General features: G+C 72.1%; 20 protein-coding genes and 1 tRNA gene. 7 read left to right on the plus strand and 14 right to left on the minus strand.

Annotated elements, in window-relative coordinates:
* Positions 1 to 15: 15 nt before the first annotated feature.
* Positions 16 to 501: an OsmC family protein gene (locus NFS20_RS07695; RefSeq protein ID WP_251151137.1), complete on the plus strand. Its 486-nt coding sequence runs from the start codon at positions 16 to 18 to the stop codon at positions 499 to 501.
* Between the two features lie 101 nt (positions 502 to 602).
* Here the strand turns inward: NFS20_RS07695 and uvrA are convergent, their stop codons facing one another.
* Positions 603 to 3596, minus strand: coding sequence for an excinuclease ABC subunit UvrA (gene uvrA, locus NFS20_RS07700; protein ID WP_251151138.1), 2994 nt, complete (start codon positions 3594 to 3596; stop codon positions 603 to 605).
* A 124-nt stretch (positions 3597 to 3720) separates the two neighbouring features.
* On the opposite strand from uvrA, the gene NFS20_RS07705 reads away from it, so the two are divergent.
* Positions 3721 to 4482 (plus strand): MBL fold metallo-hydrolase, encoded by a 762-nt coding sequence (locus tag NFS20_RS07705; RefSeq protein WP_251151139.1) that lies wholly within the window; start codon positions 3721 to 3723, stop codon positions 4480 to 4482.
* 16 nt (positions 4483 to 4498) lie between these two features.
* Here the strand turns inward: NFS20_RS07705 and NFS20_RS07710 are convergent, their stop codons facing one another.
* The gene (locus tag NFS20_RS07710) at positions 4499 to 5242 is read right to left on the minus strand and encodes a Type 1 glutamine amidotransferase-like domain-containing protein (RefSeq protein WP_251151140.1); all 744 of its coding nucleotides are present in this window, start codon (positions 5240 to 5242) and stop codon (positions 4499 to 4501) included.
* 128 nt (positions 5243 to 5370) lie between these two features.
* Between NFS20_RS07710 and NFS20_RS07715 the strand changes: the two genes are divergently transcribed.
* The gene (locus tag NFS20_RS07715; protein WP_251151141.1) at positions 5371 to 5670 is read left to right on the plus strand and encodes a YciI family protein; all 300 of its coding nucleotides are present in this window, start codon (positions 5371 to 5373) and stop codon (positions 5668 to 5670) included.
* Positions 5671 to 5674: 4 nt separating this feature from the next.
* On the opposite strand, the gene NFS20_RS07720 is transcribed toward NFS20_RS07715, so the two are convergent.
* The 6 genes from NFS20_RS07720 to NFS20_RS07745 form a co-directional block, all read right to left on the minus strand.
* Positions 5675 to 6781: a TerC family protein gene (locus tag NFS20_RS07720; protein WP_251151142.1), complete on the minus strand. Its 1107-nt coding sequence runs from the start codon at positions 6779 to 6781 to the stop codon at positions 5675 to 5677.
* Positions 6781 to 7785: a TerC family protein gene (locus NFS20_RS07725; protein WP_251151143.1), complete on the minus strand. Its 1005-nt coding sequence runs from the start codon at positions 7783 to 7785 to the stop codon at positions 6781 to 6783. Before NFS20_RS07725 ends, NFS20_RS07720 begins: the two co-directional genes overlap by 1 nt.
* A gap of 238 nt (positions 7786 to 8023) precedes the next feature.
* Positions 8024 to 10132, minus strand: a complete 2109-nt coding sequence (uvrB, locus tag NFS20_RS07730; protein WP_251151144.1) for an excinuclease ABC subunit UvrB — start codon at positions 10130 to 10132, stop codon at positions 8024 to 8026.
* Between the two features lie 72 nt (positions 10133 to 10204).
* Positions 10205 to 10822: a pyroglutamyl-peptidase I gene (gene pcp, locus NFS20_RS07735; protein WP_251151145.1), complete on the minus strand. Its 618-nt coding sequence runs from the start codon at positions 10820 to 10822 to the stop codon at positions 10205 to 10207.
* Positions 10819 to 11442 (minus strand): dephospho-CoA kinase, encoded by a 624-nt coding sequence (coaE, locus tag NFS20_RS07740; protein WP_251151146.1) that lies wholly within the window; start codon positions 11440 to 11442, stop codon positions 10819 to 10821. Before coaE ends, pcp begins: the two co-directional genes overlap by 4 nt.
* A gap of 45 nt (positions 11443 to 11487) precedes the next feature.
* Positions 11488 to 11973 carry a MarR family winged helix-turn-helix transcriptional regulator gene (locus NFS20_RS07745; RefSeq protein ID WP_251151147.1) on the minus strand — a complete coding sequence of 162 codons (486 nt, stop codon included), beginning with the start codon at positions 11971 to 11973 and terminating at the stop codon, positions 11488 to 11490.
* Positions 11974 to 12139: 166 nt separating this feature from the next.
* On the opposite strand from NFS20_RS07745, the gene NFS20_RS07750 reads away from it, so the two are divergent.
* Positions 12140 to 14053 (plus strand): ABC transporter ATP-binding protein, encoded by a 1914-nt coding sequence (locus NFS20_RS07750; RefSeq protein WP_251151148.1) that lies wholly within the window; start codon positions 12140 to 12142, stop codon positions 14051 to 14053.
* A gap of 119 nt (positions 14054 to 14172) precedes the next feature.
* Here NFS20_RS07750 and rpsA read toward each other — a convergent pair whose 3' ends face one another.
* Both rpsA and NFS20_RS07760 read right to left on the minus strand, forming a co-directional pair.
* The gene (gene rpsA, locus NFS20_RS07755; RefSeq protein ID WP_251151149.1) at positions 14173 to 15666 is read right to left on the minus strand and encodes a 30S ribosomal protein S1; all 1494 of its coding nucleotides are present in this window, start codon (positions 15664 to 15666) and stop codon (positions 14173 to 14175) included.
* Between the two features lie 211 nt (positions 15667 to 15877).
* Entirely contained in the window at positions 15878 to 16903 is a 1026-nt protein-coding gene (locus NFS20_RS07760) for a 6-phosphofructokinase (protein ID WP_251151150.1), read from the minus strand.
* A 218-nt stretch (positions 16904 to 17121) separates the two neighbouring features.
* Between NFS20_RS07760 and NFS20_RS07765 the strand changes: the two genes are divergently transcribed.
* Complete coding sequence (locus NFS20_RS07765) at positions 17122 to 17979, plus strand: class I SAM-dependent methyltransferase (protein WP_251151151.1); 858 nt, start codon at positions 17122 to 17124, stop codon at positions 17977 to 17979.
* A gap of 5 nt (positions 17980 to 17984) precedes the next feature.
* Here NFS20_RS07765 and polA read toward each other — a convergent pair whose 3' ends face one another.
* Positions 17985 to 20690 carry a DNA polymerase I gene (polA, locus tag NFS20_RS07770; RefSeq protein ID WP_251151152.1) on the minus strand — a complete coding sequence of 902 codons (2706 nt, stop codon included), beginning with the start codon at positions 20688 to 20690 and terminating at the stop codon, positions 17985 to 17987.
* Between polA and NFS20_RS07775 the strand changes: the two genes are divergently transcribed.
* On the plus strand, positions 20689 to 21150 hold the full coding sequence (locus tag NFS20_RS07775; RefSeq protein ID WP_251151153.1) for a hotdog fold thioesterase: 462 nt from the start codon (positions 20689 to 20691) through the stop codon (positions 21148 to 21150). The two genes, polA and NFS20_RS07775, sit on opposite strands and share 2 nt — an antisense overlap.
* A gap of 24 nt (positions 21151 to 21174) precedes the next feature.
* On the opposite strand, the gene NFS20_RS07780 is transcribed toward NFS20_RS07775, so the two are convergent.
* Positions 21175 to 21840, minus strand: a complete 666-nt coding sequence (locus NFS20_RS07780; protein WP_251151154.1) for a GNAT family N-acetyltransferase — start codon at positions 21838 to 21840, stop codon at positions 21175 to 21177.
* Between the two features lie 240 nt (positions 21841 to 22080).
* Entirely contained in the window at positions 22081 to 22704 is a 624-nt protein-coding gene (locus NFS20_RS07785) for an ANTAR domain-containing response regulator (RefSeq protein WP_251151259.1), read from the minus strand.
* A gap of 183 nt (positions 22705 to 22887) precedes the next feature.
* On the opposite strand from NFS20_RS07785, the gene NFS20_RS07790 reads away from it, so the two are divergent.
* Positions 22888 to 22961, plus strand: a tRNA-Leu gene (locus NFS20_RS07790).
* 26 nt (positions 22962 to 22987) lie between these two features.
* Here NFS20_RS07790 and NFS20_RS07795 read toward each other — a convergent pair.
* Positions 22988 to 24349 (minus strand): M1 family metallopeptidase, encoded by a 1362-nt coding sequence (locus tag NFS20_RS07795; protein ID WP_251151155.1) that lies wholly within the window; start codon positions 24347 to 24349, stop codon positions 22988 to 22990.
* Positions 24350 to 24365: the final 16 nt, after the last annotated feature.

A 24365-nucleotide genomic window follows, 5' to 3' on the forward strand; every position in this document is an offset into this window, starting at 1 on the left:
GTTAGGGTGACCGGCATGAGCGCACAGCACGGGTACTCCGCGACGGTCCGCTGGACCGGCGCCGGCACGAGGGGCACGAGCTCCTACACCTCGTACGACCGGGACCACGACGTGCTGCTCGACGGACGCCCGCCACTGCCCGGGTCCGCCGACCCGGCGTTCCGCGGAGACCCGACGCGCTACAGCCCCGAGGAGCTGTTCGTCGTCAGCATCTCCCAGTGCCACATGCTCTGGTTCCTGCACCTCGCCGCGGCGGCGGGCGTCGTCGTGCGCGAGTACGTCGACGACGTCACCGGCACGATGCGCGTCGAGTCCGGCGGCGAGGGCCAGTTCACCGACGTGACGCTGCACCCGCGCGTGGTGGTCGACGACGGCCCGGGCACCGACGACGAGGCCCTCGCCGTCCTGCACCACCGCGCGCACGACCACTGCTTCATCGCGCGCTCGGTGAACTTCCGCGTCCTCGTCGAGCCGGCTCCGGCGCGGCGCGCCGCCGCCTGACGCTCTCCAGCCGCGCCGGTCGTCGGCACGACGCGACCGCGCCCTGGCGCCTCCACGACGTCGGTCGTCGCGACGACCGGGGACGAGAGGGACCGGCGCCGTCAGGCCGCGGACGCCTTGCGGCGGGAGCCGCTGCGTCCGGGTCCCGACTCGTCGGTCGCCCGGCGCGCCCGGGACGACCGGCCCTTCGCCGTGGCACCGGTCGCCGGCGCATCGGCCTGCGGCTGCGCCGGGGCGCCGACCGGCACGTCGGGGTGCTCGTCGAGGATCTCCGCGAGGAACCGCCCGGTGTGGCTCGCGGCGACCCGCGCGACCTGCTCGGGCGTGCCCTGCGCGACGACCTTCCCACCCCCGGAGCCGCCCTCGGGTCCCATGTCGACGACCCAGTCAGCGCTCTTGATGACGTCGAGGTTGTGCTCGATCACGAGCACCGAGTTGCCCTTGTCGACGAGCGACTGCAGGACCCCCAGCAGCTTGCGGATGTCCTCGAAGTGCAGCCCCGTCGTCGGCTCGTCGAGCACGTAGATCGTGCGGCCCGTCGAGCGCTTCTGCAGCTCGCTCGCGAGCTTGACGCGCTGCGCCTCGCCGCCCGACAGCGTCGGTGCGGGCTGCCCGAGCCGGACGTACCCGAGCCCCACCTCGACCAGGGTCTTGAGGTGGCGCGAGATCGCCGGGACCGCGGCGAAGAACTCCGCAGCCTCCTCGATCGGCATGTCCAGCACGTCCGCGACCGTCTTGCCCTTGAAGTGGACCTCGAGCGTCTCGCGGTTGTACCGCGCGCCGTGGCAGACCTCGCACGGGACGTAGACGTCGGGGAGGAAGTTCATCTCGATCTTCAGCGTGCCGTCGCCCGAGCAGGCCTCGCAGCGCCCGCCCTTGACGTTGAACGAGAACCGGCCGGGCGTGTAGCCCCGGACCTTCGCCTCCGTGGTCTCCGCGAAGAGCTTGCGCACGTGGTCCCACACGCCCGTGTACGTCGCGGGGTTCGACCGCGGCGTACGACCGATCGGGCCCTGGTCGACGTGCACGACCTTGTCGAGGTGGTCGAGCCCGGTGACGCGCGTGTGCCGCCCGGCGACCTGGCGGGCGCCGTTGAGCTCGTTGGCGAGCACCGTGTAGAGGATCGAATTGACGAGCGTCGACTTGCCCGAGCCGGACACTCCGGTCACGGCCGTGAAGGTCCCGAGCGGGAAGCTCACGTCGATGCCCGTGAGGTTGTGCTCGCGCGCGCCGACGACCGTGACCTGACGGCCGGGGTCCGTGGGGCGCCGCTCCGCGGGCAGCGGGATGCTCCGCCGGCCGGACAGGTACGCGCCCGTGACGGACTCCGGCGCCTCGAGCAGCCCGGCGTAGTCGCCCGAGTGGACGACGCGACCGCCGTGCTCCCCCGCGCCCGGGCCGATGTCGACGATCCAGTCCGCGGTGCGGATCGTGTCCTCGTCGTGCTCGACGACGATGAGCGTGTTCCCGAGGTCGCGCAGGCGTGTGAGCGTCTCGATGAGGCGACGGTTGTCGCGCTGGTGCAGGCCGATGCTCGGCTCGTCGAGCACGTAGAGGACACCGACGAGACCTGAGCCGATCTGCGTCGCGAGCCGGATGCGCTGCGCCTCACCGCCGGACAGCGTCGCGGCCGGGCGCTCGAGCGAGAGGTAGTCCAGGCCGACGTCGAGCAGGAACCCGAGGCGGGCGTCGATCTCCTTGAGCACCTCCGTGGCGATCGCGCGCTCCCGCTGACCCAGCTCGAGCCCGCCGAGGAACTGTGCGGCCTCGCGCAGCGGGAGCCGGCACACGTCCCAGATCGACTTCCCGCCGACCTTGACGGCGAGCACCTCGGGCTTGAGCCGTGCGCCACGGCACACGGGGCACGGCACCTCGCGCATGTACGCCTCGTACTTCTCCTTCGACCAGTCGGACTCGGTCTCGGAGTGACGACGCTCGAGGAACGTGATGACGCCCTCGAAGCCCGTGGAGTACTGGCGCTCACGGCCCCAGCGGTTCTTGTACCGGACGTGCACCTCGTGGTTCTGCCCGTGCAGGACCGCCTTCTTCGCACGCTCCGGCAGGGCCCGCCACGGGGTGTCCATGGAAAAGCCGAGGTCGTCGGCGAGCGCCGAGAGGACGCGCTCGAAGTACTCGGACGAGACCTGGGCCCACGGCGCGACCGCGCCCTCACCGAGCGACTTCTCCTCGTCGGGGATCACGAGGTCCGGGTCGACCTCGAGACGGAAGCCGATGCCCGTGCACTCGGGGCACGCGCCGTAGGGAGCGTTGAAGGAGAACGTGCGCGGCTCGACCTCGTCGAGCGCGAGCTCGTGGTCGTTCGGGCACGCGCGCTTCTCCGAGAAGCGGCGTTCGCGGGCGGGGTCGTCGGCCTCGGCGTCCACGAGCTCGACGACGACGAGCCCGCCCGCGAGGCCGAGCGCCGTCTCCACCGAGTCGGTGAGCCGCCGCTGCACGCCCTCGCGCGCGACGAGCCTGTCCACGACCACCTCGATGTCGTGCTTGAGCTTCTTCTCGAGCGCGGGCGGGTCGGTGAGCGTGCGCACCTCGCCGTCGACGCGTGCGCGGGCGAAGCCCTTGGCCTGCAGCTCCTTGAAGAGCTCGGAGTACTCGCCCTTGCGACCGCGCACGACCGGTGCGAGCACCTGGTAGCGCGTGCCCTCGGGCAGCTCGAGCAGGCGGTCGACGATCTGCTGGGGCGTCTGCGCGGTCACGCGCTCCCCGCACACCGGGCAGTGCTGCGTCCCCGCGCGCGAGAACAGCAGGCGCAGGTAGTCGTAGACCTCGGTGATGGTGCCCACCGTCGACCGCGGGTTGCGGTTGGTCGACTTCTGGTCGATCGACACCGCCGGGGACAGGCCCTCGATGAAGTCGACGTCGGGCTTGTCCATCTGGCCGAGGAACTGCCGGGCGTACGCCGACAGGGACTCGACGTACCTCCGCTGCCCCTCGGCGAAGATCGTGTCGAACGCGAGGGACGACTTCCCGGAGCCGGACAGGCCGGTGAAGACGATGAGCTGGTCGCGCGGGAGGTCGAGGTCGACGTCGCGGAGGTTGTGCTCGCGGGCACCGGAGATGACGAGGCGATTGCTCACCGAAGAATGGTACGACCGACCACCGACACTCGCACAGATGTTCGACGCGTCTCCCCCGGATCCGCACGTCCCGGTCCCCGCAGGTCCACGCCCGTCGCGTCGGCGCGACCGGCAGACTGTGCGCATGACGTACACGGGCACGGTCGTGGTGGGAGGTCCGGCGGACGTCCGCCGGCTCGACGAGCTGGAGATCCGCAAGGTGGCGGTCGGCCGGATGGCGAACGACGCGTACCTCCTCACGTGCCGGCGCACCGGCGACCAGGTCCTCGTCGACGCCGCGGCCGAGCCGCGCCGGCTGCTCGCCCTCCTCGCCGAACCCGCCGAACCCGCCGAACCCGCCGACGCGCGGCGGAGCCCCACGTCGTCCGGCGGCGACCCGGCGAGTCGCCTGACGACCGTCGTCACGACCCACCGCCACCACGACCACGTCGGGGCGCTGGCCGACGTGGTCGCCGCGACCGGGGCCGTCCTCGCGGTCGGGGACGCCGACGCCGACGCGGTCACGGCGGAGACCGGGGTCCCCGTCGGCCGGAGGCTGCACCACGGGGACACGGTCGCCGTCGGGCGGTCGCTCCTCGAGGTCGTCGCGCTGCGCGGCCACACCCCGGGGTCGGTCGCGCTCGCCTACCGCGAGCCCTCGCCCGCGCGCGCCCCCGACGCCGTGGCCCGACGGGTGCACCTGTTCACCGGCGACTCGCTGTTCCCCGGCGGCGTGGGGAACACCGACCACGACCCCCAGCGGTTCGCCCAGCTCCTCGACGACGTCACCGAGCGGGTCTTCGAGCGGTTCGACGACGACACGTGGGTCTACCCGGGTCACGGTGCCGACACGACGCTCGGCGCGGAGCGCCCCCACCTCGAGGCGTGGCGCGCCCGCGGCTGGTGACGAGGGCGCGGGGGCGTCAGCGCGCGCCGCTCAGCTCGCGCGGCTCGATCCGCCCCTCGACGGCTCTGGACGAGCCGTCGGCGTCCACCTCGCGGCGCACCTCCCACGCGCCAGCGCCGCGGACCTCGGTGACCGCCTCCACGAGGTGCCCGCCCCGGTAGACGAGTCCCACGCCGTCGTCCGTCGCGTACGAGGTGGGCAGCGTCCCCTCCGCCACGAGACGCTGCAGGAGCGGCCGGCGGCCGGGCTCCGCGTCGTAGTGGACGCCGTTGCCGTACGGCACGAACGCGAGACCGTCCGTGACCGGCCGCAGCTCCGGTCCGAACGAGTCCGTCGGGCCGCCGACGTGCCAGCACAGCGACCCGGCGCTGATGCCCGCGAGCACGACGCCGCTCTCCCCCACCGCGTGCAGGATCTCGGGCAGGCCGTGCGCCCGCCAGACCGCGAGGAGGTTGACGACCGACCCGCCTCCGACCCACACGACGTCGTGCTCGCGCAGGAAGGCCTCCACGTCGTCCACGTTCGGCATGCTGAACAACGACAGGTGGGACATCCGCACCCCGGCGACGCGCGCGGCCTCGTCGAGCTCCGCGTGGAACCACGACTGGTCGCCGCCGGCCGTGCCCACGTGGCACACGCGCGGTGTGCCGGCGACGCCGGCGAGCTCGGTGGCGTGTCGGACGATCGGCCCGAGCGCAATGCGGGTCCGGTGCCCGGGCGCGTACCCGCCGGACGTGGCGAGGATCGTGAGGTCGCTCATGCGCCGCGACCCTAGGTGCCCTGCGCCGTGGCCGCCACGTCATTCCGGCACGGGGTCGGGGACGACCTCCGCACGGCTGCCGACGGACGGGCCTCCGCGCCCGCCCGGAGCCCTGCTTCAATGGCGCCATGCCGATCCACGCCGTGACCTACGTCTACCCCGCCCGCCCCGCCGAGCTCGACGCGGTCCGTGCCGAGCACCGGGCCTTCCTCCGCGGGCTGCACGAGCAGGGGACGCTCCTCGCGTCGGGGCCTCTGCCCGCGACGGACGACGCAGCCGCCGGTGCGCTCCTCGTGCTCGACGCCGGCTCCCCCGTCGCCGCGGCCGAGATTCTCGACGCCGACCCGTTCGCGCGCGCCGGCCTGGTGGCCGAGCGCACGGTGCGCCCGTGGTCGCCCGTGATCGGGGACTGGGCCCACCGCGCCTGACGGGCTACGGCGCGTCGCGCGTCGCCGGGGCGTCCCCGACGGCCGTCGCGTCGACCGGCTCGGCCTCCGCGGTGCTCCGTCCCTCGACCGTGGAGGCGCCCTCCACCGCGTCGGCGGCCACGTCCCGCGACGCCACCGCGCCCTGGGCCCGCGTGCGCAGCAGGCTCGCGACGGTCGTCACGAGAAGAGCGCCGACGATGACGACGAGCGAGAGCCAGATCGGGACGGTCGGCACGGCCTCGAGGTGCTCGCCGCCGTTGATGAACGGCACGGTGTTCTCGTGCAGCGCCTCGAGCACGAGCTTGACCCCGATGAACCCGAGGATCACCGCGAGACCGATCGGCAGGTAGACCAGCCGCTCGAGCAGTCCGCCGAGCAGGAAGTACAGCTGGCGCAGGCCCATGAGGGCGAACACGTTCGTCGTGAAGACGATGAACGGGTCCTGGGTCAGCCCGAAGATGGCCGGGATCGAGTCGAACGCGAAGAGCAGGTCGGTGCTGCCGATCGCGAGGAAGACGACCACGAGCGGCGTGAAGACCTTCCGGCCGTCCTCCACGGTGCGCAGGCGTCCGCCGTCGTACCGCGTGCCGATCGGCAGCACGCGGCGCAGCAGACGGACCGCCCGGTTCTCCTGGTACTCCTCGGCGTCGTCACCACCGGTGACGAGCTTGATCGCGGTGTACACGAGGAACGCGCCGAACAGGTAGAACACCCAGACGAACTGCTCGAGCACCGCCGCACCCGCGAGGATGAACGCCCCGCGGAGCACCAGGGCGACGATGATCCCCACCATGAGCACGCGCTGCTGCTGCTCCTTGGGCACCGCGAACCTCGCCATGATGATGACGAAGACGAAGAGGTTGTCGACCGACAGGCTGTACTCCGTGAGCCAGCCTGCGTAGAACTCCCCCGCGGGCGCTGCTCCCCCGACGGCACCGACGATCGCCCCGAAGGCGAGCGCGAGCGCGACGTAGAACCCGACCCACAGCGCGCTCTCGCGCATCGACGGGACGTGCGGGCGCCGCCCGACGACGAACAGGTCGACGAGGAGGAGGACGCCGAGCGCCGACAGCGACGCCCACTCGAACCAGAGCGGGAGCTCGTGGACCATCAAGAACCTTCTTCGATGCGTGCGTCCTCACGACGACGGTCGGCGTTCGACCTCGCGAGGCTCGCGACGGTGGTGACCGTCAGGACGACGAGGATGAAGCCCAGCGAGACGGCCGTGGAGATCTCGGGGATGGCGGTGACGTGCTCGCCACCGTTGATGAAGGGCACCTCGTTGGTGTGCAGCGCGTGGATGACGAGCTTGATGCCGATGAACCCGAGGATCGCCGCGAGGCCGTAGTTGAGGTAGACGAGGCGGTCGAGCAGCCCGTCGATGAGGAAGTAGAGCTGGCGGAGGCCGAGCAGCGAGAACGCGTTCGCCGCGAAGACGAGGTAGGTCTCCTGGGTCAGGCCGAAGATCGCCGGGATCGAGTCGACGGCGAAGAGCAGGTCGGCGCTGCCGATCGCGATCATGACGATGAGCATCGGCGTGATGAACCGCTTGCCGTCGATCTTCGTGGTCATGTGGTCCTCGACGTACGTGTCCGTCGTCGGGAACAGGCGCCGCGTGAGGCGCAGGACCGCGTTCTCCTTGAACTCCTCCTCGTGCTCGGTCCCGGAGCGCGCCTGCGCGATCGCGGTCCAGATGAGGAAGGCGCCGAAGATGTAGAAGACCCAGGCCCAGTTCTCGATGACGGCGGCACCCAGGAGGATGAAGATCGTGCGCAGGACCAGCGCGATGGTGATCCCGATGAGCAGGACCTTCTGCTGGTAGAGCCTCGGGACCCTGAAGCTGGTCATGATGAGGACGAACACGAAGAGGTTGTCGACCGACAGGCTCTTCTCGGTGATGTACCCGGCGAAGTACTCGCCGCCGTACGTGCCGCCCCAGACCACCCAGACGATCACGCCGAACACGAGGGCGACGGCGACGTAGGCGATGGACCACCGCGTGGCCTCGCGCAGGCTGGGGGCGTGGGGTGTTCGGACGTGGCCGACGTAGTCGACGGCGAGCATCGCGAGGATGACGCCGACGGTGACGATCCAGACCCAGACGGGGACGTCCATGCAGGTAACCTCCGGTACGTAGCACTGAGTACCGAAGGTCTCTTCCGCCACGCAGCGCACGACCGTCGAGGACGGGACGGAGGCTGCGGGACCGGTGACACCGGACCGACGACTGCGCCGGTCGTGATGACGACATCACCGCGGAGGAATACTCCCCTTCAACGAGGAGCCAGCATAGGCCATGCGGGCTCCCCAGGGCACAACGTCGCCGGAGAGCGAGACCATCCCGCCCGCGTGGTCAGGCCGTGGCCGCCTGCATCTGCCGCAGCTCCTTCTTGAGCCCCGAGATCTCGTCGCGCAGGCGCGCCGCGAGCTCGAACTGGAGCTCTCCGGCCGCGGCGTGCATCTGGTCGCTGAGCTCCTGGATCAGCTCGGCCAGGTCGCTCGCCGCGGCGCCCGCGAGGCGGTTGCCCGTCGTCGCCCCCTCCTTCGGCCCACCCGGCACCGGGGCCCTGCCCTTGGCGCCCTTGCCCGGCTGGCGGAAGCCGCCCGCGAGCAGCTCGGCGGTGTCCACGTCCTCGCGCGCGAGCATGTCGGTGACGTCGGAGATGCGCTTGCGCAGCGGCGTCGGGTCGATGCCGTGCTCGAGGTTGTACGCGACCTGCTTCTCGCGCCGTCGGTCGGTCTCCTCGATCGCCGCCGCCATCGCGGCCGTGATCCTGTCCGCGTACATGTGCACCTGGCCCGAGACGTTGCGGGCTGCGCGGCCGATGGTCTGGATGAGCGACGTCGGGGAGCGCAGGAAGCCCTCCTTGTCGGCGTCGAGGATCGCGACGAGCGACACCTCCGGCAGGTCGAGGCCCTCGCGCAGCAGGTTGATGCCGACGAGCACGTCGTACTGGCCGAGCCGCAGCTCGCGCAGCAGCTCGACGCGACGCAGCGTGTCGACCTCGGAGTGCAGGTACCGCACCCGCACGTCCTTCTCGAGCAGGTAGTCCGTCAGGTCCTCGGCCATCTTCTTGGTGAGGGTCGTGACGAGCACGCGCTCGTTGCGGTCCGCCCGCTCGCGGATCTCGTGCAGGAGGTCGTCGATCTGACCCGTCGTGGGCTTGACCACGACCTCCGGGTCCACCAGGCCGGTCGGTCGGATGATCTGCTCGACCACGCCGTCGGACATCGACAGCTCGTACGAGCCCGGCGTCGCGGACAGGTAGACCGTCTGGCCGATCCGCTCGACGAACTCCTCCCACCGCAACGGCCGGTTGTCCATCGCGCTGGGGAGCCGGAAACCGTGGTCGACGAGGCTGCGCTTGCGCGACATGTCACCCTCGAACATCGCGCCGATCTGCGGGACGGTCACGTGCGACTCGTCGATGACGAGGAGGAAGTCCTCGGGGAAGTAGTCGAGCAGCGTGTTCGGCGGCGTGCCCTGCACGCGGCCGTCGATGTGGCGCGAGTAGTTCTCGATGCCGGAGCACGTGCCGATCTGCCGCATCATCTCGATGTCGTAGGTGGTGCGCATGCGCAGGCGCTGCGCCTCGAGCAGCTTGTTCTGCTGCTCGAGCTCCGCGAGGCGTTCCGTGAGCTCCGCCTCGATCGACGTGATCGCCCGCTCCATGCGCTCCGGCCCGGCGACGTAGTGCGTCGCGGGGAACACGTGGATCGACGGCTCGGACCGGACGACGTCGCCCGTCAGCGGGTGCAGCGTCTGGATCGACTCGATCTCGTCGCCGAAGAACTCGATCCGGATCGCCAGCTCCTCGTACACCGGGATGATCTCGACCGTGTCGCCGCGGACGCGGAACGTGCCGCGCGTGAACGCCAGGTCGTTGCGCGTGTACTGCATGGTGACGAACTGGCGCAGGAGGTCGTCGCGCTCGACCTGCATGCCGACGTCGAGCCGCACCATGCGGTCCACGTACTCCTGGGGCGTGCCCAGGCCGTAGATGCAGGACACGGAGGCGACGACCACGACGTCGCGCCGCGTGAGGAGCGAGCTCGTCGCCGAGTGCCTCAGGCGCTCGACCTCGTCGTTGATGGACGAGTCCTTCTCGATGTAGGTGTCCGTCTGCGCGATGTACGCCTCGGGCTGGTAGTAGTCGTAGTACGAGACGAAGTACTCGACGGCGTTGTTCGGGAGCAGCTCGCGGAACTCTGTGGCGAGCTGCGCGGCGAGCGTCTTGTTGGGCGCCATGACGAGCGTCGGGCGCTGCAGCTCCTCGACGAGCCACGCCGTCGTCGCCGACTTGCCGGTACCGGTCGCGCCGAGCAGGACGACGTCCTTCTCCCCCGCACGGACGCGACCGGCGAGGTCCGCGATGGCCGTGGGCTGGTCCCCCGAGGGCTGGAACTCCGAGATCACCTCGAAGGGCGCGGCGGTTCGCTGCAGGTCGGTCACGGGGCGCATGGAACCCACCGTACGGCCCGCCACCCACACCCACACGCGGCGTCAGCCGAGGGCTGAAGGGTCAGCGACGGATCAGGACTCCGCGCCCGCCGCGAGGACCGGCTCGCGCGCGCCGGCGAGCGCAGCCCGCGCCACGACCGTCACCGCGCGCACCTGGTCGTCGATCGCCAGGACCTGCGCGGAGGGCACGTGGACGAAGCCGGCGCGCAGGTCGGGCGCACCGGCCGCGTGGTGCATGAGCTGGTAGAAGGTGGCGTTGCAGACGTACGTGCCGGCGGTGTTCGAGACCTCGGCGGGCAGCCCTTCCGCCCGCAGCGCGGCGAGCGCGCCCTTGAGCGGCAGACCGGACCAGTAGGCCGCCGGGCCGCCCGCGACGACCGGCTCGTCGACCGGTGCGGCGCCCGCGTTGTCGGGGATCCGCGCGTCGACCACGTCGATCGCGACGCGCTCCAGCCGGACGGCCTGCGACCCGCCCGCCAGGCCGAGCGCGAGCACGACGGACGGCGCGTGCTCCCGGATCGCGTCCTCGAGGACCGGCCACGCGCCGTCGAACGTGCACGGCAGGCGGACCGCGACGACGTCGTCGCCGACGAGCTCGCACCCGCGGGCCGCGAGCGCCCGTGCGGTCTCCCACGACGGGTTGGTGTCGTCCCCGCCGAACGGTTCGAACCCGCTGACCAGGACGGTCACGCGTCGGCCTCGCTCTCCTCGTCGAGCTCCGTGCAGACCTTGGCCCAGAGGTCGTCGACCTGCGCGCGGAGCGCGTCCGGCGGCCCGCCCCCGTCGAGCGTGACGTCGGCGACCGCGAGCCGTGCGGCGTCGTCGGCCTGGGCCCCGATCCGGGCGGCGGCCTCGACGGGATCGAGACCGCGCGTCGCGAGCCGGTCGGCCCGCAGGTCGGACGGCGCGCGCACGACGACCACGAGGTGGAAGTGCGCGGGGTCGCCGGTCTCGACGAGCAGCGGGATGTCGTGCACGACGACGGCCCGGGGGTCGGCCGCGGCGGCCGCGGCCTCGTGCTCCGCGGCCAGGCGGCGCACCTCCGGGTGCACCACCGCGTTGAGGCGCTCTCGCGCCGCGTCGTCGGCGAAGACGATCCGGCCGAGCGCCGGGCGGTCGAGCGTCCCGTCGGCGGCGAGGACCTGGGGGCCGAAGGCCTCGACGACCTCGTCGAGGCCGACCGACCCCGGCGCGACCGCCTCCCGGGAGAGGACGTCGTAGTCGATCACCACGGCGCCCAGCTCGGCGAAGCGTGCGAGGGCGACGGACTTGCCTGCCGCGATGCCTCCGGTCAACCCGATGCGGAACATGCGCCCATCCTGCCAGCCGGGTCCGCACGTCACCTGCGCGAGGCGTCAGGCGGTCCCCTCGCCGGCGACGGCCCGCAGCAGCCGCAGGAGCTCGCGCCGGTCCTCGGCGTCGAGGCGGGCGAGCAGCGTTCCCGCGCTGGACGAGCGTTCCGCCCCCACCTGCCGGACGACGTCCCGGCCGAGGGGGGTGAGCTCGACGAGGGTCGCGCGGCGGTCGAGCGGGTCGGGGGTGCGGCGCACGAGCCCGGCGGCCTCGGCGTCGTCGACCTTCGAGGTCACCGACCGCGGCGCGACGTCGAGCGCGGCCGCGACCGCGCCCAGCCGGCACGGACCGTCGCAGCGGGCGAGGTGGCGCAGCATCCGGAACTGGCCGGGCGTGGTCCCTGCCGGCTCGAGACGCTCGCTCGCCTCGCGCCGTACGGTGCGCAGGGCGGCGTGCAGCAGCGACAGGAACTCCCCCGCCTCGTCCTCGCCGGCGTCACCGTGCGAGGAGGCGCCTCGCGCGGGGTGCTCGACGTCGTGATGGGTCACGAGCCGAGCGTACCCGCGCCGCGGCCTCTTGTGTCATCGCCTCATAGTGAGTTAGACTCAGCATCATTCGCGCGAGAGGCCCCGCCCCCACGAGGTGCCCGCGCCCGCAGACCGGCGACCCACGCCGCAGCGGACGACCAGCGCTCCCTACCCCACGGGAGGCCAGATGACGTACCCCACTTCCTTCTCCGGACCCGGCTCCGGCGGCGGGCGCGGCATGCGCTCGTTCCGCCAGGACTCCGCCGTCGCCCACAAGCGGCTGCACCGCGGCACCGTGCGCCGCGTCCTCACCTTCGCGCGTCCGTACCGGCGACAGCTCGCCGTGTTCCTCGCGCTGATCTCCCTCGACGCCGCCGCGGGCGCCGTCACTCCCCTCCTCTTCCAGCGGATCATCGACGACGGGATCGTCGAGGGACGCGTCGACGTCGTCGTGAGGTTCGCCCTCGTCGCCGCCGGGCTCGCCGTCCTCTCGGGCGGCCTGGGCGTCGTCCAGCGCTGGTTCTCCTCGCGCATCGGCGAGGGCCTCATCGTCGACCTCCGGACCGCCGTGTTCGACCACGTCCAGCGCATGCCGCTCGCCTTCTTCGCCCGCACACGGACCGGCGCGCTCGTGCAGCGCCTCAACGGCGACGTCCTCGGCGCGCAGCAGGCGTTCACGTCGACGCTGTCGAACGTGTTCTCCAACCTGCTGACGGTCGTCTTCGTGCTCGCCGCGATGCTCTCGATGTCGTGGCAGCTCACGCTCCTCGCGCTCACGCTGCTGCCCGCGTTCGTCCTGCCCGCACGCTGGGTGGGCAAGCGTCTCGCCGCGATCACGCGGGAGAGCTACGAGCTCAACGCCGAGGCCGCCCAGACGATGAACGAGCGGTTCAACGTCGCCGGCGCGCACCTCGTCAAGGTGTTCGGCGACCCCGAGCGCGAGTCCGAGCGCTTCGCGACCCAGGCCGGTCGGGTGCGCGACATCGGCGTCAAGCAGGCGATGTACGGGACGGTGTTCCGCGTCGGTCTGACCGTCGTCGCGTCCGTGGCCGTCGCCATCGTCTACGGGCTCGGCGGCGTCATGGCGATCGGCGGCTCCCTCACCGTGGGTACCGTCGTCGCGCTCACCGCCTACCTCGGCCGGCTCTACGGGCCCCTGACGGCGATGTCGAACGTCCAGGTCGACGTGATGACCGCGCTCGTCAGCTTCGAGCGCGTCCTCGAGGTCCTCGACCTCGAGCCCACGGTCGTCGACGCGCCCGACGCCGACGACCTCTCCGCCGACGTCGCGCGCCACGGCGCGAGCCTCGAGCTCGACGGCGTGCGGTTCCGCTACCCGTCGGCCTCCGAGGTCTCGCTCGCGTCGCTCGAGTCGGTCGCGCTCGACGGCGTGGACGCCACGACCGACACGCTGACCGACGTCTCGTTCTCCGTCCCGGCCGGTGCGATGGTGGCGCTCGTCGGCGCGTCCGGCGCGGGCAAGACCACCGTGTCGCAGCTCGTCACGCGCATGTACGACCCGACGAGCGGTGCCGTCCGGATCGCCGGCCGCGACCTGCGCGACGTCACGCAGGAGAGCCTGCACGACGCCGTCGGCGTCGTCACGCAGGAGGCGCACCTCTTCCACGACACGATCGCCGAGAACCTGCGCTACGCCAAGCAGGACGCGACCGACGCCGAGATCGAGGCGGCGCTGCGCCGCGCCCACGTGTGGGACGTCGTCGCCGCGCTGCCGTCCGGCATCGAGACGGTCGTCGGCGACCGCGGCTACCGCATGTCCGGCGGGGAGCGTCAGCGCCTCGCGATCGCGCGCGTCTTCCTCAAGGCGCCGGACGTCGTCGTGCTCGACGAGGCGACGGCGCACCTCGACTCGGGGTCCGAGGCAGCGGTCCAGGCCGCGCTCGCCGAGGCGCTGCGTGGACGCACGTCGCTCGTCATCGCCCACCGCCTGTCCACCGTGCGCGAGGCCGACCTCATCGTCGTGCTCGACGCGGGCCGCGTCGTCGAGACGGGCACGCACGCCGAGCTCCTCGCGCGGCAGGGTCGGTACGCCGAGCTCTACCGCACGCAGTTCGCGGAATCCCCGGTCGCCGTGGCGTGACGCGCCACCGGCCGTCGAGCACGCCCCGACGACCGCCGAGACACGGCGAAGGCCCGCCACCCCGAGGGGTGACGGGCCTTCGTGCTGTCCGCGTCGCGACCCGACGGGCCGCGGACGGATCAGTTGCCGGTGAGCTTCTCGCGCAGAGCGGCGAGCGCCTCGTCCGAGGCGAGCGTGCCCGTCGCCTCGGCGGCCGGGGCCGACGAGTACGAGGAGCCGCTGCCCGCGGACGACGACGAGGAGGACGACGAGGACGAGTCGGAGCCCGACGGGGTCTCGTAGTCGGCCTTGAGCGCCTCGGCGACCTGCTTGCGGTGCGCCTCCCAGCGCTCGTGGGCCTTGGCGTACTCCGCCTCCCACGCCTCGCGCTGGGTCTCGAAGCCCTCGAGCCACTCGTTGGTCTCCGGGTCGAAGCCCTCGGGGTACTTGTAGTTCCCCTGGTCGTCGTACTCGGCGGCCATGCCGTAGAGCGCGGGGTCGAAGTCGTCCGACTCCGGGTCCACGCCCTCGTTGGCCTGCTTGAGCGACAGCGAGATGCGGCGACGCTCGAGGTCGATGTCGATGACCTTGACGAAGACCTCGTCACCGACGTTGACGACCTGCTCCGGCAGCTCGACGTGACGCACGGCGAGCTCGGAGATGTGCACGAGGCCCTCGATGCCGTCCTCGACGCGCACGAACGCACCGAAGGGGACGAGCTTGGTGACCTTGCCCGGGACGACCTGACCGATCGCGTGGGTCCGGGCGAACGTCTGCCACGGGTCCTCCTGCGTCGCCTTGAGCGACAGCGAGACGCGCTCGCGGTCGAAGTCGACGTCCAGGACCTCGACCGTGACCTCCTGGCCGACCTCGACGACCTCGGAGGGGTGGTCGATGTGCTTCCAGGAGAGCTCGGACACGTGCACGAGACCGTCGACGCCGCCGAGGTCCACGAACGCACCGAAGTTGACGATCGAGGAGACGACACCGGGGCGCACCTGGCCCTTCTGCAGCGTCTGCAGGAAGGTGGAGCGGACCTCGGACTGCGTCTGCTCGAGCCACGCACGGCGCGAGAGCACGACGTTGTTGCGGTTCTTGTCGAGCTCGATGATCTTCGCCTCGATCTCCTTGCCGACGTACGGCTGGAGGTCGCGGACACGACGCATCTCCACGAGGGACGCGGGCAGGAAGCCACGCAGACCGATGTCGAGGATGAGGCCGCCCTTGACGACCTCGATGACGGTGCCGGTGACGACGCCGTCCTCTTCCTTGATCTTCTCGATCGTGCCCCAGGCGCGCTCGTACTGCGCACGCTTCTTGGACAGGATCAGACGGCCTTCCTTGTCCTCCTTCTGGAGGACGAGGGCCTCGACCGCGTCGCCGACGTTGACGACCTCACCGGGGTCCACGTCGTGCTTGATGGACAGCTCGCGGGAGGGGATGACGCCCTCGGTCTTGTAGCCGATGTCGAGAAGGACCTCGTCGCGGTCCACCTTGACGATCGTGCCTTCGACGATGTCACCGTCGTTGAAGTACTTGATGGTCGCGTCAACGGCGGCGAGGAAGTCCTCCTCGGTGCCGATGTCGTTGACGGCAACCTGGGGTGCGGACTTCGCGGGGGTAGAGATGGTCATTGAGTTCGATGCTCCGATGCGGACAGGGAAGTCGAGCGGATAGGGAGTGTGCAGCCGCCCTGACGCGGACGACGTGCACGGTTGTGGTGGCGTGAGGCCTGACGACAGGCGCAAGGCACCGCCGTCCATCCTACGCGCGGCGGGTCACGAGGGTCAACGCGGGCCCGGTGGCGGCCCGGGAGCTCGTCCCGTGGCCGCCTCCGGGCGGACATCAGGCGAGGACGCGCGCCACGCGCAGGAGCTCCGCGGGGACTCGCTTGGGCCGCCCGGCGACCTCCGCGAGCGGGACGAGCTCGACCCGTTCGCCGCGCAGCGCCGTCATGACACCCGTCGTCCCGGCGCTCACGGCGTCGACCGCCGCGACCCCGAACCGGCTCCCGAGGATGCGGTCCGTCGGCGTCGGCTCGCCGCCGCGCTGCACGTGGCCCAGCACCGTGAGGCGGGTGTCGAAGCCGGTGCGCGCCGAGATCTCCGCGCTCACGCGCTCGCCCACGGACCCGGCGACGATCTCGCCGAACCGCCCGAGCTGCTGCGTGAACTCCATCGACGACCCCTCGCGCGGCACCGCGCCCTCGGCCACGACGACGATCGAGAAGTTGGCGTGGGCGCGGTGCCGGTGGCGCAGGAACTTCACGACCTGGTCGATGTCGAACGGCTCCTCGGGAGCGAGGACGACCTCGGCACCGCCGGCGATGCCCGCGTTCACCGCGAGCCAGCCGGCGTGACGACCCATGACCTCGACCACCATCACGCGGTTGTGGCTCTCCGCCGTCGTATGCACGCGGTCGAGCGCCTCGGTCGCGATGTTCACCGCGGTGTGGAAGCCGATCGACAGGTCCGTGCCCTCGACGTCGTTGTCGATCGTCTTCGGGATCGCGACGATCGGCACCCCGGCCTCCCCGACGCGGCTCGCGGCGTGCAACGTCCCGTCACCGCCGATGCAGATCATCGCGTCGAGCCGCTCGGCCTCGACGGTCGCGAGCACCGCGTCCATGCTCCCGTCCTCGGCGCTCGGGTGGAACCGGGCGGTGCCGAGCAACGTCCCGCCCACCGGCAGCACGTTGCGGATGTCCTGCCGCCCGAGCGGGTGGACGTCGCCGTCCACGACGCCCCGCCATCCGTTGCGGAAGCCGATGATCGTGTGCCCGTACTCCCCCGTCCCCTGCTTCACCACGGCACGGATCGCCGCGTTGAGCCCGGGGCAGTCGCCGCCGCCCGTGAGAAGTCCGATCCGCACCTGGTCCTCCGTCTCGTCGTCGGTGCACCCTCGGCGCACCCTGCTCGGCGAGACGGAGGCGCTGCCCCCGCGGCGCCGCGTCCGCCACCAGCCTAGTCACGTGGGCGACCTCACCCGTGGCGCGTCCTGCCATCCGGGCGCGGCGGAGACCAAGGTCCCGGGCGCGACGGGACGACGTCCTTCCGGTCGCCGTCGCGCCGGCGGGCGAGAATGGCCGCATGCCCTCGCACCCTGCAGGTCACGACCAGCACCGACCCGCGGCACCGGCCGCACCAGGTCCCGTCGCGCACGCCGGCTACCGCGACGTCTCCGACACCGACGGCGGCGGCGCCGGCCGGTCCTGGTGGGACGCGAACGCCGCCGAGTACCTCGACGAGCACGGCGACTTCCTCGGCGCGACCGACTTCCGCTGGTGCCCCGAAGGGCTGCGCGAGGAGGACGCCCACCTGCTCGGCGCCGTCGCCGGACGCCGGGTCCTGGAGGTCGGCGCCGGAGCCGCGCAGTGCTCGCGCTGGCTCGCGGCCCAGGGAGCCCTCGTCGTGGCGACCGACGTGTCGGGCGGGATGCTCGCCGCCGGCGCGGAGCTCGACCGGCGGAGCGGGGTGCACGTCCCCCTCGTCCAGTCCGACGCGCGCCGCCTGCCGTTCGCCGACGGGACGTTCGACGTCGCGTTCACGTCGTTCGGCGCGATCCCCTTCGTGCCCGACGCCGACGCCGTCCACCGCGAGGTCGCGCGCGTCCTGCGACCCGGGGGGACGTGGACGTTCTCCGTCACGCACCCGTTCCGCTGGGCGTTCCCCGACGACCCCGGCGAGCACGGCCTCACGGCGAACCGGTCCTACTTCGACCGCCGCCCGTACGTGGAGTCCGACGACGCGGGACGGGTCGTGTACGCGGAGTACCACCGGACCCTCGGGGACCACGTGCGCGACGTGGTCGCAGCGGGGCTGGTCGTGACCGACGTCGTCGAGCCGGAGTGGCCCGACGACAACCCCGAGGTGTGGGGCGGGTGGGGGCCCGTGCGCGGTGCGTACCTCCCCGGGACGGCGATCTTCCGCACGCGTCGACCCGGCTGAGCCCGTCAGTGACCGGCGTCGTGCCAGGTCGACCCTGCTCCGACGGACACGTCGAGCGGCACGTCGAGCTCTGCCGCGGCGCCCATCTCCGTGCGCAGCAGCTGCTCGACCTCGTCCCGCTCCCCCGGCGCCACCTCGACCACGAGCTCGTCGTGCACCTGGAGCAGGAGGCGCGAGCGCAGCCCGCGCTCGTCCAGCGCACGCTGCACGCCGAGCATCGCGACCTTGATGAGGTCGGCGGCGCTGCCCTGGATGGGCGCGTTGAGCGCCATGCGCTCGGCCATCTGCCGACGCTGGCGGTTGTCGCTCGTCAGGTCCGGCAGGTAGCGCCGACGGCCGAGGATGGTCGCGGTGTACCCCGTCGCGCGCGCCTCGTCGACGACGCCCGTGAGGTAGTCCCGCACCCCGCCGAAGCGCTCGAAGTAGTCGTCCATGAGCTTCTGCGCCTCGCCGACCTCGATCGTCAGCTGCTGCGAGAGGCCGAACGCCGAGAGCCCGTAGGCGAGCCCGTAGGACATCGCCTTGATCTTGGACCGCATCGCGGGCGTCACCTCGGCGGCGGGCACCTCGAAGACGCGCGAGCCGACGTAGCTGTGGAGGTCCTCGCCCGAGCGGAACGCCTCGATGAGGCCCTCGTCCCCCGACAGGTGCGCCATGATCCGCATCTCGATCTGGCTGTAGTCCGCGGTGAGGAGCGTCTCGTACCCCTCCCCGACGACGAACGCGCGCCGGATGCGGCGGCCCGCCTCGGTCCGGATGGGGATGTTCTGCAGGTTCGGCTCGGTCGAGCTGAGCCGGCCGGTCGCGGCGATCGTCTGCTGGAACGTCGTGTGGATGCGGCCGTCGTCCGCGACGGACTTGAGCAGGCCCTCGACGGTCTGGCGCAGGCGTGACGCGTCGCGGTGCGCGAGCAGGTGCTCGAGGAACGGGTGCTGGGTCTTGACGAAGAGGTCCGCGAGCGCCGACGCGTCGGTCGTGTACCCCGTCTTGATCTTCTTCGTCTTGGGCATGCCGAGCTGGTCGAACAGCACCTCCTGGAGCTGCTTGGGCGACCCGAGGTTCACCTCGCGCCCGATGACCGCATAGGCCTCGGTCGCGGCCGTCACGACGAGGTCGCCGAAGTGCCTCTCGAGCTCGGTGAGGTACTCCACGTCGGCGGCGATCCCGGTCCGCTCCATGCGCGCGAGCACGCCGGTCAGCGGCAGCTCCAGGTCGGTCAGGAGGTGCCCGGCCCCGCGGTCGTCGAGCTCGCCGGTGAGGACGTCCGCGAGCTGGGCGACGGCGAGCGCCCGCACCGCGTCGCGCTCCTGCTCGCCGTTCCCGTCGAGCGAGAGGTCGAGCGCGCCCTGCGCCTCGTCGCCCGCCGCGGTGTCCGGACGCAGCTCGCGGTGCAGGTGGCGCACGACGAGGTCCCCGAGGTCGTAGCCCCGCTGGTCGGGATGGCACAGGTACGCGGCGAGCTCGGTGTCGAACGTGACGCCGCGCAGGTCGAGGCCGCGAGCGGCGAGCTCGTGCCAGGCGGACTTCGACCCGTGCACGACCTTGGGGCGGTCCACGTCCACGAGCCACGCCGCGAGCGCCTGCTCGTCCGCCGGGGCGAGGTCGGCGAGGTCGAACGCGACGGCCGACCCCGCGTCGTCGGACAGGGCGAGCGCCCAGGCGTCGCCGCCCGCAGGCACGGCCTTCCCGGAGACCTCGACGCCGAGGCGGCGCGCCCCGTGCTCCGCGAGCCATGCGCCCAGACCGCCGGGGACCACGTCCGCCACGTCGACGTCGAACCCTTCCTCGGTCTCGACCTCGCCCTCGGGTGCGATGGCGAACAGCCGGTCGCGCAGCGCGCGGAACTCGAGCGCGTCGAGCACCTGGTGCACGGCCTCCCGGTCCCACGGCCTCGCCGCGAGGTCGTCCGGCCCGACGGGCAGCTCGAGGTCGCACAGGAGCGCGTTGAGGCGACGGTTGAGCCGGACCTGCTCGACGGCGGCGCGCAGGTTCTCGCCCGCCTTGCCCTTGATCTCGTCGGCGCGCTCGAGCAGCGCCTCGAGGTCGCCGTAGGTCGTGATCCACTTCGCGGCGGTCTTCGGCCCGACGCCGGGGATGCCGGGCAGGTTGTCCGACGTCTCCCCCACGAGCGCCGCGAGGTCGGGGTACCGCTCGGGCGGCACGCCGTACTTCTCGACGACGGCCGCGGAGTCCATGCGCGCGAGCTCGGAGACGCCGCGCTTCGGGTACAGCACCGTGACGTCCGGCCCGATGAGCTGGAACGAGTCGCGGTCGCCGGAGCAGACGAGGACCTCCATGCCCGCGGCGGCGCCCTGCGTGGCGAGCGTCGCGAAGATGTCGTCGGCCTCGTAGCCCTCGCGCTCGAGCGTCGGGATCCGCAGTGTCTCGAGGATCTCCTTGATGAGCGGGACCTGTCCCTTGAAGGGCTCGGGGGTGGACTCCCGCGTGCCCTTGTAGCTCGGCAGGACCTCGGTGCGGAACGACTGACGACCGGCGTCGAACGCCACCGCGACGTGGGTGGGCTCCTCGTCCCGCAGCAGGTTGATGAGCATCGACGTGAACCCGTAGACGGCGTTCGTGTGCTGGCCCGTGGTCGTCGAGAAGTTCTCGGCGGGGAGCGCGAAGAACGCGCGGTAGGCCATGGAGTGTCCGTCGATGAGCAGCAGGCGGGGTCGCGCGGAGGTCGTCACGGGTGCCAACCTATCGTCCATGACCGACACGCACGGTGCCGACGGCGCCCGCCCAGCCCCCGCCGCTCCGGACGCCCCGCGGCACGCCTACGAGGCCCTCGGGCTGCGGACGGAGGGGACGCTGATCGAGCGTCTGGGCATCGAGCTGGAGGACGTCGCGATCGACCGGGTGACCGCTCGGATGCCCGTCGCCGGGAACACGCAGCCGGCCGGTCTGCTCCACGGCGGAGCCTCGGTCGCGCTCGCCGAGACGCTCGGGTCGGTCGCCGCGCAGCTGCACGCCGGGCCCGGCAGGGCCGCGGTCGGCATCGAGGTCAACGCGACGCACCACCGGTCCGCACGGGACGGGTGGGTGCACGGCGAGGCGGTCGCGGTGCACCGCGGCCGCACGACCGCGAGCTACGAGATCGTGGTGTCGGACGACGCGGGTCGACGTGTGTGCACGGCTCGGCTCACGTGCATGATCCTCGACCTGCCCTGAGCCCGGCAGGTCCGATCGGGAGGATCAGCCGGTCAGGGTGCCGTGATCGGCGGAGGGCGGCGCGAGGTCCGCGCGACGGCGGTACTCCGCCTGGAAGTCGCGCAGGTCCACCGGGCCGCTCATGCCCTCGGTGCGCGCACGACGTCGGCGCGCGATGAGGTCCTCGAGAGACCGCGTGCCCCGCCGGGCGGGCGCGAGGTCGGCGGCGAGCCGGCGCTGGAGCACCGCGGTCTGCACCACGCGGTGGCCGGCGACGGGACCGAAGCCGAGCCGGGAGAGGAAGCGCTGCACCCCGCGCGAGCCCGGGATGGGCACCGAGTAGACGTGCGACGCACCGGACGACGCGGCGAGCTCGGCGGTCGCGCTGAGCAGGGCGTGGCCGACGCCGCGGCGTCGGGCGTCCTCGCCGACGTACACGGCCTCGACGTACAGGCTCGGCTCGTCGGCGAAGAGGTGGGGCTCGAGCACCCGGGCGAGGACGAACCCGACGGGACGGCCGTCCTGCAGCGCGACGAGCACGTTCCCCCCGGGGAGCGCGAGGAGCACCGACAGGTGACGGACGAGCCGGTCCATGTCGGGTGCGCAGATCTGCGCGCCCGACGCCGACTCGGAACGGGCCTCCGCGCACAGCGCGGCGACACCCGGCAGGTCGTCACCGACCGCTGGTCTGACCTCGACTGCTTGGCGCACCGCGCTCCTCCTCGTTCTCACCGTGGTCCGACGGCACAGGGAGGACGTGGGGCGTGAGAAGGTCCACGTCGCTCCGGTACGAGACGACAGCTGCCGATGGCTGCCGACCGAGCACTACGTGGCGACCGCGTTCACCGCCCCGGAAACAACTGGACGCCAGTCCAAGACGATAGCCCTGTTACCTGGGTGTGACAAAGGCCCAGATCAGCGACCTCTGACACCGCGGTCATCCGAGAAGGGTCAGGCGCCGCCGACCTGCTCGATGACGGCGTCCGCGACCTCGCGCATCGTGAGACGCCGGTCCATCGACGTCTTCTGGATCCAGCGGAACGACTCGGGCTCCGACAGACCCATCTTCGTCATGAGCAGGCCCTTGGCACGGTCGACGCGCTTGCGCGTCTCGAACCGCTCCGCGAGGTCGGCGACCTCGGACTCGAGCGCCGAGATCTGCGAGTAGCGCGAGATCGCGATCTCCACGGCCGGGAGCAGGTCCGCCGGGGTGAAGGGCTTGACGACGTACGCCATGGCCCCCGCGTCCCGGGCGCGCTCGACGAGCTCGGCCTGCGAGAACGCCGTCAGCAGCACGACCGGCGCCGCGTGGGCCTTGCCGATCTGCTCCGCCGCGGAGATGCCGTCGAGCTCGGGCATCTTCACGTCCATGACGACGACGTCCGGCTTGAGCTCGAGCGCGAGCTTCACGGCGGTCGCGCCGTCACCGGCCTCGCCGACGACGTCGAAGCCGGCCTCGCGCAGCGTCTCCACGACGTCGAGGCGGATGAGCGCCTCGTCCTCGGCGACGACTGCGCGCCGTGCGGGACGACCCGTCGACGGCGGCGTCGTCTCGACGGGCTGGGGCTCGAGCATGGGGGGCAGGTCGAGCGGCTGCTTGTCCGCGGGCTGCGCTGTCTGGTCACTCACGCTGCTCATCGTAGTGCGCCCCACCCCGTGCCGCCCCCGGGTTTCACCCCCGGCGCAGTGTGATTCTCGCTCCACCTGGGCTGTGTGGTTCGATGGAGCCGCGCGCCGCCGGCACGACGGCGGCGCGATGCCCCGGTAGCCCAACCGGCAGAGGCGTTCGGCTCAAACCCGATCCAGTGTGGGTTCGAATCCCACCCGGGGCACCTCAGCACCGCTCCCCGCGGCGCCGTCACGACGTCCGTGCGGCGGGCAGCTCCGGCAGGTGCGCGTCGAGCAGCCAGGCGTCGAGGAGCCGGTCCACGTCTGCCCCGCCCTCGCGCAGCGTCCCCCGGAGGTCAGCGGTCGTCACCGAGCCGTGCCGGTAGGTCGACGTCCAGCGCTGCAGGAACGCGAAGAAGTCGCCGTCGCCGAGCGTCAGACGCAGGGCGTGCAGCGTCAGGGCCCCGCGCTTGTACAGACGGTCGTCGAACATGAGGTCCGGCCCGGGGTCGGCCAGCACGAGGTCCTGCGGCAACGACGCGAGCCGCGCGCGAGCACCCCGCGCGTGCGCGTCGGCGCTCTCGCGGCCCGCCTTCTCCGACCACAGCCACTCGGCGTAGCACGCGAAGCCCTCGTTCAGCCAGATGTCCTGCCAGCGGGCGACGGACACGCTGTTGCCGAACCACTGGTGGGCGAGCTCGTGCGCGACGAGCCGGTCCCAGGTCCCGTCCCCGTCGAGGTGGTTGGCGCCGAAGATCGACAGTCCCTGCGCCTCGAGCGGGATCTCGAGGTCGTCCTCCGTGACGACGAGCCGGTAGCCCTCGGCGAACGGGTACGGCCCGAACATCGCCTCGAACGCGCTCATCGTCTCGGCGTGCCGCGCCAGGTCGTGGCGCACGGCGTCCCGCTGCGACGCGTGCGCGAGGGCGGTCTGGGCGACGGGGGGCCGGACGGCGTCCAGGAGGCCGGAGAGGCCGGACCTGCGGCCGACGTCGAGGTCGTCGAACCGGCCGACGACCACGGTCGCGAGGTACGTGCACATGGGTGCGGTCGGGCCGAAGCGCCACGTCCGCGTCGACGCCCTGCGGGACACGCCGAGCAGCGGACCGTTGGCCGCCACCGCGTACCCCGCGTCGGTCGTCACCGTGATCTCGAACGTCGCCTTGTGCGCGGGTGTGTCGTTGCACGGGAACCAGGTGGGCGCGCCGTCGGGCTGGCCCGCGACCAGCGAGCCCTCCGTGAGCTCCTCCCAGCCGACGTCGCCCCACGGCCCGATCCACGGCCGGGGCCGCCCGCCGTAGACGACCTCGACGCGCAGCGCGGTGCCCCGCACGGCGACGCGCCCCAGCCGGACCGTCAGTCTCCCGCCGGCGTGCCCGAACCGCGCCGGGGCGCCGTCGACGGTCACGCGCGTCGCCTTGAGGTGGACGAGGTCGAGCTCGACGACGTCCACGTCTGCGTCCAGGACGACGTCCAGGATCGCGACGCCGTCGAGACGGTTGGGACGCACGCGGTACGCCAGCTCGAGCCCGTAGCGGTTCACGTGGTGGTCGGACGTGCCGCGGTGCGGGGCGTAGGGGTCGGGGCCGTTCAGCGATCGACGGTGAGCCACGGTCGGGCGTCCTCCA

It is taken from the genome of Cellulosimicrobium sp. Marseille-Q4280 (genome assembly GCF_943181405.1).
Taxonomy (GTDB): domain Bacteria; phylum Actinomycetota; class Actinomycetes; order Actinomycetales; family Cellulomonadaceae; genus Cellulosimicrobium.

Bases quoted from the DNA above. Each gene is read 5' to 3' on its own strand.
- NFS20_RS07705 (WP_251151139.1), top strand. From the start codon at position 3,721: ATGACGTACACGGGCACGGTCGTGGTGGGAGGTCCGGCGGACGTCCGC.
- NFS20_RS07695 (WP_251151137.1), top strand. From the start codon at position 16: ATGAGCGCACAGCACGGGTACTCCGCGACGGTCCGCTGGACCGGCGCC.
- NFS20_RS07765 (WP_251151151.1), top strand. From the start codon at position 17,122: ATGCCCTCGCACCCTGCAGGTCACGACCAGCACCGACCCGCGGCACCG.
- NFS20_RS07750 (WP_251151148.1), top strand. From the start codon at position 12,140: ATGACGTACCCCACTTCCTTCTCCGGACCCGGCTCCGGCGGCGGGCGC.
- NFS20_RS07775 (WP_251151153.1), top strand. From the start codon at position 20,689: ATGACCGACACGCACGGTGCCGACGGCGCCCGCCCAGCCCCCGCCGCT.
- polA (WP_251151152.1), bottom strand. From the start codon at position 20,690: ATGGACGATAGGTTGGCACCCGTGACGACCTCCGCGCGACCCCGCCTG.
- rpsA (WP_251151149.1), bottom strand. From the start codon at position 15,666: ATGACCATCTCTACCCCCGCGAAGTCCGCACCCCAGGTTGCCGTCAAC.
- NFS20_RS07785 (WP_251151259.1), bottom strand. From the start codon at position 22,704: ATGCTCGAGCCCCAGCCCGTCGAGACGACGCCGCCGTCGACGGGTCGT.
- coaE (WP_251151146.1), bottom strand. From the start codon at position 11,442: ATGTTCCGCATCGGGTTGACCGGAGGCATCGCGGCAGGCAAGTCCGTC.
- NFS20_RS07715 (WP_251151141.1), top strand. From the start codon at position 5,371: ATGCCGATCCACGCCGTGACCTACGTCTACCCCGCCCGCCCCGCCGAG.
- uvrB (WP_251151144.1), bottom strand. From the start codon at position 10,132: ATGCGCCCCGTGACCGACCTGCAGCGAACCGCCGCGCCCTTCGAGGTG.
- NFS20_RS07720 (WP_251151142.1), bottom strand. From the start codon at position 6,781: ATGGTCCACGAGCTCCCGCTCTGGTTCGAGTGGGCGTCGCTGTCGGCG.
- NFS20_RS07725 (WP_251151143.1), bottom strand. From the start codon at position 7,785: ATGGACGTCCCCGTCTGGGTCTGGATCGTCACCGTCGGCGTCATCCTC.
- NFS20_RS07710 (WP_251151140.1), bottom strand. From the start codon at position 5,242: ATGAGCGACCTCACGATCCTCGCCACGTCCGGCGGGTACGCGCCCGGG.